The organism is Streptosporangium sp. NPDC049644 (assembly GCF_040675205.1).
Taxonomy (GTDB): Bacteria; Actinomycetota; Actinomycetes; order Streptosporangiales; family Streptosporangiaceae; genus Streptosporangium; species Streptosporangium fukuiense.
In genome coordinates this window covers 197,615-207,482 of the sequence record NZ_JBFAOJ010000003.1, presented here as the reverse complement: position 1 = coordinate 207,482, position 9,868 = coordinate 197,615, and the positions used below count along the sequence as shown (strand labels likewise).

General features: G+C 69.8%; 8 protein-coding genes. 1 reads left to right on the top strand and 7 read right to left on the bottom strand.

Features of this window, described 5'->3' with window-relative positions; genetic code table 11:
- Positions 1–751: RNA-guided endonuclease TnpB family protein (locus AB0J58_RS02985; RefSeq protein WP_364209394.1), on the top strand; the 751-nt coding region annotated here is incomplete at its 5' end.
- Positions 752–1,172: 421 nt separating this feature from the next.
- On the opposite strand, the gene AB0J58_RS02980 is transcribed toward AB0J58_RS02985, so the two are convergent.
- The 7 genes from AB0J58_RS02980 to AB0J58_RS02950 all read right to left on the bottom strand — a co-directional run bounded on the left by AB0J58_RS02980 (position 1,173) and on the right by AB0J58_RS02950 (position 9,585).
- Complete coding sequence (locus AB0J58_RS02980) at positions 1,173–2,453, bottom strand: thymidine phosphorylase (RefSeq protein ID WP_364209391.1); 1,281 nt, start codon at positions 2,451–2,453, stop codon at positions 1,173–1,175.
- Positions 2,454–2,455: 2 nt separating this feature from the next.
- On the bottom strand, positions 2,456–2,878 hold the full coding sequence (locus AB0J58_RS02975; RefSeq protein WP_364209388.1) for a cytidine deaminase: 423 nt from the start codon (positions 2,876–2,878) through the stop codon (positions 2,456–2,458).
- A 7-nt stretch (positions 2,879–2,885) separates the two neighbouring features.
- Positions 2,886–4,166, bottom strand: a complete 1,281-nt coding sequence (locus tag AB0J58_RS02970) for an ABC transporter permease (protein ID WP_364209385.1) — start codon at positions 4,164–4,166, stop codon at positions 2,886–2,888.
- Entirely contained in the window at positions 4,163–5,311 is a 1,149-nt protein-coding gene (locus AB0J58_RS02965; protein ID WP_364209382.1) for an ABC transporter permease, read from the bottom strand. Before AB0J58_RS02965 ends, AB0J58_RS02970 begins: the two co-directional genes overlap by 4 nt.
- 37 nt (positions 5,312–5,348) lie before the next feature.
- Positions 5,349–6,872: an ABC transporter ATP-binding protein gene (locus AB0J58_RS02960; protein ID WP_364209406.1), complete on the bottom strand. Its 1,524-nt coding sequence runs from the start codon at positions 6,870–6,872 to the stop codon at positions 5,349–5,351.
- A gap of 100 nt (positions 6,873–6,972) precedes the next feature.
- Positions 6,973–8,052: a BMP family ABC transporter substrate-binding protein gene (locus tag AB0J58_RS02955; RefSeq protein WP_364209379.1), complete on the bottom strand. Its 1,080-nt coding sequence runs from the start codon at positions 8,050–8,052 to the stop codon at positions 6,973–6,975.
- A 291-nt stretch (positions 8,053–8,343) separates the two neighbouring features.
- Positions 8,344–9,585 carry a M20 family metallopeptidase gene (locus AB0J58_RS02950; RefSeq protein WP_364209376.1) on the bottom strand — a complete coding sequence of 414 codons (1,242 nt, stop codon included), beginning with the start codon at positions 9,583–9,585 and terminating at the stop codon, positions 8,344–8,346.
- Between the last annotated feature and the right edge of the window lie 283 nt (positions 9,586–9,868).

Sequence of the window (9,868 nt, the reverse complement as noted above, 5' to 3'; positions counted from 1 at the left end):
CTCGGCGTTTCGCTGGCGTGATGGTGCACTGACGCTGGCGAAGATGGACGCGCCGCTGGCCATCGTGTGGTCGCGTCCGCTGCCCGAGGGCGCGCGGCCCTCCACGGTCACCGTGAGCAGGGACGCGGCGGGCCGCTGGTTCGCCTCCCTGCTGGTCGAGGAGAAGATCAGCCCTCTGCCGCCGGTCGAGCGGAACGTGGGGGTGGACGCGGGCATCACCGCCCTGGCGACGCTGTCGACCGGGGAGAAGATCGTCAACCCGCGTCACGAGCGGGCCGACCGGCGCAGGCTGGCCAAGGCCCAGCGGGCGCTGGCCCGCACGGAGAAGGGCTCGAACAACCGGGCCAAGGCGAGGCTGAAGGCCGCCAGGGTGTACGCCCGGATCGCCGACCGCAGAAGGGATCACCTGCACAAGGTCACGACACGGCTTGTTCGCGAGAACCAAGTGATCGCCGTGGAAGACCTGACCGTCCGCAACATGGTCAAGAACCGCTCTGTGGCCCGCTCCATCTCCGATGCGTCCTGGCGGGAGTTGCGCTCCATGCTGGAGTACAAGGCGCGGTGGTACGGGCGCACGCTGGTAGCGGTGGACCGCTGGTTTCCCAGTTCGAAGCTGTGCTCGGCGTGCGGCACGATCCAGCGGTCCATGCCGTTGGGCGTGCGGACGTGGGTGTGTGCCTGTGGTGCCGCCCATGACCGGGATGTCAACGCCGCGAAGAACATCCTCGCCGCCGGGCTGGCGGAGAGGTAAAACGCCTGTGGAGCTGGTGTAAGACCTCAACGAGAGTCCTCTCGGGCGGGCAACCGGCGGTGAAGCAGGAACCCTCACGGGTGACCGCGGGAATCCCCCTCGTTTACGAGGGGGAGGATGTCAAGATGAGCCTCCTGCCCCGTTAGATGCCCGGCTCTCCGGAGAGGTTCGCCCTCCGCCGTGCGCCTGGGCCCCGGCCCGATCGTGACAGCCTGTCGAAGGACGAGTCAAGCACCGCGATCACGACCGGACCGGCGGCGATTCGCCGCCCGGCCCGGTCCGGAGGGTCGTCGAGACCGGCGCCGCGGACCCCGCACGGCACACCTGCGCCGTGCGGACGCCCCCTCGGCACCGGTCCTTACGCCTCAGCGCCAGCCGTACCGATCCGCCCTGGGCCGTGCGGCGGCCCGCTCCCGCCGGGTCAGGCCGTGATGCGGTCGATCACCAGCGGGAGCAGGTCCGCCCCGACGCTCTCCCCTACGGTGTAGGCGCCCTCCAGCGCGGCGAGCGCCCGCTCGAAGCGGGAGGTCTCGTCCGCGTGCAGCGTCATCAGCGGCTGCCCCTCGCGGACCGGGTCGCCCGGCTTGGCGTGCAGCACGATGCCCGCGCCGAACGACACCGGGTCCTCCTTGCGCTCCCGGCCCGCGCCGAGCCGCCAGGCCGCCAGGCCCACGCCGTACGCGTCGAGCCTGGACAGCACGCCGGACGCGGGCGCGGTGATCTCCATGGTCTCGGCGGCCACGGGCAGCGGGGCGTCCGGGTCGCCGCCCTGGGCGGAGATCATCCGGCGCCAGGCGTCCATCGCCGAGCCGTCCGCGAGGGCCCGCTCCGGGTCCTTGCCACCGGACAGGCCCGCCGCCGCCAGCATCTCCCGCGCCAGCCGTACGGTCAGCTCGACCACGTCGGCGGGGCCGCCGCCGGCGAGCACCTCGACCGACTCGGTGACCTCCAGCGCGTTGCCCACGGCCAGGCCCAGCGGCCGGTCCATGGCGGTCAGCAGCGCGACCGTGTCGACTCCGGCGTCGGTGCCCAGCGCGACCATGGTCTCGGCCAGCTCGCGGGCCCGCTCGGGGGTCTTCATGAAGGCCCCGGAGCCGACCTTGACGTCCAGCACCAGCGCGCCGGTGCCCTCGGCGATCTTCTTCGACATGATCGAGGAGGCGATCAGCGGGATCGACTCGACCGTGCCGGTGACGTCGCGGAGCGCGTACAGCTTCTTGTCGGCCGGGGCGAGTCCGTCGCCCGCCGCGCAGATGACCGCGCCGGCCTTGCCTAGCACGTCGAGCATCCCCTCGTTGGACAGGGACGCCTGCCAGCCGGGGATGGACTCCAGCTTGTCCAGGGTGCCGCCGGTGTGGCCGAGCCCCCGGCCGGACAGCTGGGGAACGTAACCGCCGCACGCGGCGACCAGCGGCGCCAGCGGCAGCGTGATCTTGTCACCGACGCCGCCGGTGGAGTGCTTGTCCGTGGTGGCGCCCGGCAGCGCCGACCAGTCCATCCGCGCCCCGGAACGGATCATGGCCTGGGTCCACTCGGCGATCTCCCGCCGGTTCATGCCGTTGAGCAGGATCGCCATCGCGAGCGCGGACATCTGCTCGTCGGCGACGACGCCCTTGGTGTAGGCGTCGATCACCCAGTCGATCTGCTCGGCCGACAGCTCGCCGCCGTCCCGCTTGGTGACGATGACGTTGACCGCGTCCATGCTCAGGCCCCCCGGCTCAGGTTCTCGGGCCCGAAGGCGTACGGCAGGATCTCCGACATCGGCTTCGGGCCGTCGACGGTCTCCAGCAGCAGCTCGGGACCGCCGAACTCGTACAGCAGCTGGCGGCACCTGCCGCACGGCATGAGCAGTTCCTCGTGCCCGTCGACGCAGGTGAACGCGACCAGGCGGCCACCGCCGGTGGCCTGGAGCGCGGAGACCAGCCCGCACTCGGCGCACAGCCCGATGCCGTAGGAGGCGTTCTCGACGTTGCAGCCGGACACGATCCGCCCGTCGTCCACCAGGGCGGCGGCGCCGACCGGGAACTTCGAGTAGGGGGCGTAGGCATGCCCCATGGCCCGCACGGCCTCGGCCTTGAGAGCCGCCCAGTCGATGCTCATCAGATCAGGTCCACTCGTGAGATGCACGTGATGGTCACTTACCCTGTCCCCTACGGTACGGCGCACCGTTGGCGGCAGGCGGGCGGAGCCGTTGCGCGGCCAGCGACAGCACCAGCAACGTGGTGATGTGCGGGGTGACCGAGGTGAACTCCGAGGGGACGGTGTCGGTCAGCGCGAACACGACGAACACGGCGACCGCCGCGACCCCGGTGATCAGCGCCGCCCGGGTCCGGTTCTGCCGTACCAACTGGTAGACGGCCACGGCGGCGATCAGGATCGCCACCACGAGCAGCAACGCGTGCACCGACTCGCCACCCCTGCGGAGCTGGAGCGCGTCGGTGTAGCCGAACAGCACGGCGCCACCGGCCAGCCCGCCGGGCCGCCAGTTACCGAAGATCATGGCGGCGAGGCCGATGAAGCCGCGCCCGCCGGTCTGCCCCTCGCGATAGGCGCTGGCCGCCACCTGGGCCAGGAACGCGCCGCCCAGGCCCGCCAGGGCACCGGAGACGAGCACCGCGATGTACTTGTAGGTGTAGACGTTGACACCCAGCGACTCCGCGGCCACCGGACTCTCCCCGCAGGAGCGCAGGCGTAGGCCGAACGCCGTACGCCAGAGCAGGTAGTACGAGAGCGGGACGAGCAGGATCGCCAGGATCGTCAGCAGCGAGACGTTCGTGGTCAGGCCGCGCAGGATGCCTGCCACGTCCGACAACAGGAACCACTGCTTGGCCTCCAGCGTCCTGAGCGGATCTCCGATCCACGGCACGCTCACCACGCCGGGCTTGGGCACAGGAGGCGACTGGGAGTCACCGCCGCCCGGCATCTCGGCGAAGGTGACCTTGGACAGGAACTGGGTGACGCCCAAGCCCAGGATGTTGATCGCGACACCCGAGATGATGTGGTCGACGCCGAACGTCACGGTGGCGATCGCGTGCAGCAGGCCGCCCAGGGCCCCGCCGATCGCGCCCGCGACGACGCCCGCCCACGGGTTGCCGAACTGAAGCGCGCCCCAGGCGCCGCACCAGGTGCCCAGGATCATCATGCCTTCGAGGCCGATGTTGACCACTCCGGCCCGCTCGGCCCACAGTCCGCCCAGACCGGCCAGGCCGATGGGGATGGCCAGCGCGACGGACGCGTTGATCGCGCCCGCCGAGGTGAGGTCGACGGCGCCGGTGACGGCCCGGGCGAACGACAGCAGCAGGACCAGCGCGCCGAGGGCGAGTAGCAGGACCTGCCAGGTGACCCTGAACCTGCGGGCGGGGGTCTTCGGCTCCAGGAAGGGAGCCTCCGGCGTGATGAGGGCGCCCTGGCTCATGCCGGTGTTCCTTCCCTGGCTGGGGTGGTGCTCGCCAGTTGGCGACTCACCCGGCGCTGCTCGGCGGAGATCTGGTAGCGGTGGACCAGTTCGTAGGCGATGATCACCGAGAGCACGATCGTGCCCTGCATGATGGTGACGATGTCCGGGGAGATCTTCTTGATCTGCAGGATGCCCGCAGAGGTGTCGAGGAAGGCCCACAGCAGGGCGCCGAACACGATGCCGACCGGGTGGTTGCGGCCGAGCAGCGCGATCGCGATGCCGGTGAAGCCGAGTCCGGTGGGGAAGTCCAGGCTGTAGCTGTAGGAGGCACCGAGCAGCTGCGGCATGCCGACCAGGCCCGCCACCCCTCCGGACAGGATCATCGAGATGAGGATCATCCGCTTGACGTTGACGCCGCTGGCCACCGCGGCCGACTCCGAGCGGCCGGTGGCGCGCAGGTCGAAACCGAAGCGGGTCCTGTTGATCACCACGTGGTAGAGGACGCCCATCACGACCGACAGGACGATCAGGCCGAACACCTTCGTCTGGGTGCCGGAGATGATCTCCAGACCGGGCACCTGGCCGGAGGGGCCGATCGGGCTGGTCCCGATGTTGTTGCTGCCCGCGACCTCGACCGCGAGGCGCTCCTTGTTGAGCAGCCAGGCGCCGAGCGAGGTCGCGATGGCGTTCAGCATGATCGTGGAGATGACCTCGCTGACCCCGCGCCGCACCTTGAGCAGCCCGGCGATCGCGGCCCATCCGGCGCCGACCAGCACGGCGACGAAGATGATCAGCGCGACGTGCAGCGGAGCGGGCAGGGTGACCGCACCGCCGACAGCTGCGGCGGTGAGTGCTGCCAGGCGGTACTGGCCGTCGACGCCGATGTTGAAGAGGTTCATCCTGAACCCGATCGCCACCGCGAGCGCGGACAGGTAGTAGTACGTCGCGGCGTTCAGGGTCAGCACGATCGAGCGCGGCCGGATGCCGTACTCGCCCATGACGACCAGCGTGTCGAGCGGCGGGGCACCGGTGATCGCCAGGATGACCATGGTGATCAGCGCGGCGAACACGATGGCCACGAGCGGGGCGGCGAGCGAGAGCAGCCCCGTCGGCGAGACCCGTCCGAGCAGCCGGTCGGCGAAGGTGGATTTTTCCTGGCTCATCCGCGCGTCCCAGGGGACGTGTGCGCTATGTGGATGTTCATGCCGCCTCTCCAGCACCCGTCATGGCCGAACCGAGCTGCTCGGGTGTCACGTCCTTGGGGTCGACCTCGGCGACGATCCGGCCGCGCAGGATCACCTTGAGGGTGTCCGATAGGCCGATGAGCTCGTCGAGGTCGGCCGAGATCAGCAGGACCGCCAGGCCCGCGGCACGCGCCGCGCGCAGGTGGTCCCAGATCGCGGCCTGCGCGCCCACGTCGACGCCGCGCGTCGGGTGGGACGCGATCAGGAAGACGGGCTCCCCGCTCATCTCCCGGCCGACGATCAGTTTCTGCTGGTTGCCGCCGGACAGGGCCGAGGCGTCCACGTCGATGCCCGGGGTCCGGACGTCGTACTCCTCGACGATGCGCCGGGTGTCCTCGCGCGCTCCCGCGCGGTCGATCCAGGGGCCCTTCACGTTGGGCCGCCGGGTCTGGTGGCCGAGGATGCGATTCTCCCAGAGCGGGGCCTCCAGCAGTAGGCCGTGCCGGTGGCGGTCCTCAGGGATGTAGCCGATGCCCGCCTCGCGGCGGCGCAGCGTCGTCCAGGTGGAGATGTCGTGCTCACCGAGGCGGATCTCGCCCCCGGCCGCGCGCATGCCCATGATGGCCTCGACCAGCTCGGCCTGGCCGTTGCCCTCGACCCCGGCGATGCCGAGCACCTCGCCCTTGCGGATCTCGAAGCCGACGTCGTCCACAACACGGCGGTCGTCCCCCGAGCGGACGGTCAGGCCGCGCACCGACAGCGCCACCACGTCGGTGACGGTGGACTCGCGGGTCTCCGGGCTGGGCAGCTCGCTGCCGACCATGAGCTCGGCCAGTTGCCTGGCGGTCACGTCCTTGGGATCCACGCTGGCCACGGTCGTGCCACGCCGGATGACCGTGATGGCGTCGGCGACCGAGAGCACCTCGTCCAGCTTGTGGGAGATGAAGATGATGGTGAGGCCCTCGCGGACCAGCTCGCGCAGGTTGGCGAAGAGCTCCTCGACCTCCTGCGGCACCAGTACGGCGGTCGGCTCGTCCAGGATGAGGATCCGCGCGCCGCGGTAGAGGACCTTCAGGATCTCCACCCGCTGGCGCGCGCCTACGCCCAGGTCCTCGACGGTGACGTCGGGTTCGATGCCGAGGCCGTACGAGTCGGAGATCTCCTTGATCCGCTTTCTCGCGGCGCCGAAGTCGATGGCGACCCCGCCCCTGCGGGGCTCGCTGCCGAGGACCACGTTCTCCAGCACGGTCAGGTTGTCGGCCAGCATGAAGTGCTGGTGGACCATGCCGATCCCCACCGCGATCGCCTCGCCGGGCGAGCGGAAGCTCACGTCCTTGCCGTTGACGCGGATCTGGCCCTCGTCCGGGCGCTGCATGCCGTAAAGGATCTTCATGAGGGTGGACTTGCCCGCGCCGTTCTCTCCGACGACGGCGTGCACGTGTCCCTGCCGCACGGAGAGAGAGATGTCGCGGTTGGCGACGACGCCGGGGAATCGTTTCGTGATCCCCTCGAGTTCGACGGCCGGTGCCGGGGTGCTGATGACGGCCTCCTCCGTACGGATGCCCGATACGGAACGTGATGATGAGCGTAGGACGAGGAGCCCGGGGGAAATGTCCGCCGGGCCCCTCATTGATACCAGGTCAGGAGGCCTTGTCCGGCACGGTGATCTCGCCGGAGATGATCTTCTGCTTGTACTCGTCGAGCTTGGCCTTGATGTCGTCGACCTGGCCACCGGTGGTGGAGTAGTCGACGCCATTGGCCTTGAGGTCGTACGTCGTGACGCCCGACTTCACGGAGTTGGTGGTGAAGCTCTTCAGGAAGTCGAAGACGGCGACGTCGACCTTCTTGAGCATGGACGTCATGATGACGCTCTGCAGCTCGGGGGCGGCGGTCTTCGCCTGGTCGGAGTCGACGCCGATGGCCAGGCCCTTGGCGGCCTTGGCCGCCTCGAACACGCCGCCACCGGAGCCACCCGCGGCGTGGTAGACCACGTCGGCGCCCGCGTCGAACATGCCCTCGGCCGCGGTCTTGCCCTTGGCCGGGTCGTTGAAGCCGCTGAAGTCCGGCGGCTGGGTGAGGTACTTGACCTCGACCTTCACGTCCGACTTGACCGCCTTGGCGCCCGCGGCGAACCCGGCCTCGAACTTGTTGATCAGCGGCACCTGGACGCCGCCGACGAAGCCCACGTGGTTCTTCTTGCTCTTCAGCGCCGCGGCGGCGCCGACCAGGAAGGAGCCCTCGTTCTCGGCGAAGAGCAGGTTGGAGATGTTGGGGGCGAGCGCCGCGCCGTCGTCGACGATCGCGAACTTGACGTCGGGGAATTCGGACGCGACCTTCTTCACCGGGCCGGAGTAGGCGAAGCCCACGGCGATGATCGGGTTGAAGCCGCCGTCCGCGAGCAGGCGGAGCCGCTCCTCCTTGGCCGCCTCGGTCTCGCCGGCACCGGCCTCCAGCTCGTTGGTATCGGTCAGCCCCAGTTCGGCCTTGGCCTTGTCGAGGCCGGCCGCCGCGGAGTCGTTGAACGACTGGTCGCCACGCCCGCCGATGTCGTACGCGAGACCGACCTTGGGTCCCGTCGCGGCCGGCGCCGCGCTGCTGGCGGCCTCGCTCGGCTGAGCCGACGTGGTCGCTTCCTCGCTTCCACCACATGCGGCAGCTCCCATGAGCATGCTGCCCGCCAGTGCGGTCGCGGCCAGCTTGCCGAATCGGTTCTGAAGCAAGATGGACTCCCTTCGCGTTTCAGTGCACGCGCGAAGAGACGCACGGCAACCCTGCACGGAAGATAGTTGGTCCGCCAGGGTTGACCAAACCGGTACACGAGTCCGAAACAGGTCCGTTATGCAGCTCAGGCCACCTTGTGACACACCGGACCCGGTGGAGCTACTTACGGGTAGCCTTGAAGGCCGCCCGCCACGTGTCGCCCCTTGGACCGACGCTCTTTCTCTCCAGATCGTCGGCCGTTTCCTCGGGGTATGTCAGGATTTTTCGGGCAACTGCACCCCGGGGACGCGTCAGTTGTCGGCCCTCAGCGCCATCAGGGCCTCGCCCGCGACGGGGCGCTGCCCCTCCCAGAGTGCGGTCAGCGCGGTCGCCGCGAGGAACCGCACCCCGATGCCGATGGCACTCTCGTCCACGTCGAAGGTGCCCTGGTGGATGTCCGCCAGGTGCGCCGTTCCCGGCTCGCGGGTGCCGAGCCTGGCGAACGCGCCGGGGATGGACTCCAAGTACCAGCCGAAGTCCTCACCCCCCAGGCTCTGCTCCGTCGGCCCGGAGGAGCCCTCACCGAGCACGCCCTCCGCGGCCTCGGCCAGCATCTGCACGCTGATCTTGTCGTTGACCACCGGCGGCACGCCGCGCGTGTACTCCATCTCGGCCTCGACGCCGTACGCGCCCGCGACCGACTCCAGCAGCGACTTGATCATGTCGGGGGCCGCGTGCCAGGCCGCCTCGTCCAGGCAGCGCACCGTGCCCTCGGCGACACCGTCGTCCGGGATGGCGTTGGCCACCGAGCCCGCCTCCACCCGGCCCCAGACCAGGCTGAGCGAGGAGCGGGGGTCGATCCGGCGGGAGAGCGCGGCGGGCAGCTCGGTGAGGATCTTGGCGAGCGCGAAGACGAGGTCGGCGGTGAGGTGCGGCCTGGCGGTGTGCCCGCCGGGACCGCTCACCCGGATCGTCACCTTGTCACAGGCCGAGGTGATGGGACCGGCTTTGAGACCGACCCTGCCGACGTCCAGCCGGGGGTCACAGTGCAGGCCGAAGATGCGGTCGACACCGCTGATGCCGCCGGAGGCCATGACCTCGAGCGCACCGCCGGGAAGCTCCTCGGCGGGCTGGAAGATCAACCTGACCCTGCCGGGCAGCAGGCCGGCCTCGGCCTGCTGGGCGAGGAAGAGCGAGGTGCCGAGCAGGACCGCGGTGTGCACGTCGTGGCCGCAGGCGTGGCACACGCCGGGGACCGTCGAGCTGTAGGGGACGTCCTTCTCGTCCGGCACCGGCAGCGCGTCGATGTCGGCCCGCAACGCCACGGTGGGGCCGTCACCGCTGCCGACGTCACAGAGCAGGCCGGTGCCGCGCGGCAGCACCGAGGGGACCAGCCCCGCGGCGGTCAGGCGCTCGGCGACGCGCTGCGTCGTGCGGTATTCGGCGAACGCGAGCTCGGGATGCATGTGCAGGTCTCGACGGAAGTTGATCAATTCCTGCTCGCGACCGGCGAGGAACGTGTCGAGTTCTCCCCGCAAATTACGCCCCCGCATTGTTCACCGTCCTATTCCGCGCCGGCGGTCCTTCATCCTCGACGCACCGTGCCACTGCCCAGGATCTCGAAAACCATGAGGCAGTCTCGAAAAAAGTGATCGCCACACCGACGGGCCGGAGTGGGTCTCACGGGCCGTGTCAGCACAGGCTGGTCGACGCCGACGCGGGAGCTGCGAGCCTGTGGTCCGGGGCAGCCGTCGCATTGGCGATGACAACGACTTTATCTCGCCCCGCGAGCAACTCGCCGACATCCACGCCAAATGTTTTGCCACCCCATACCTC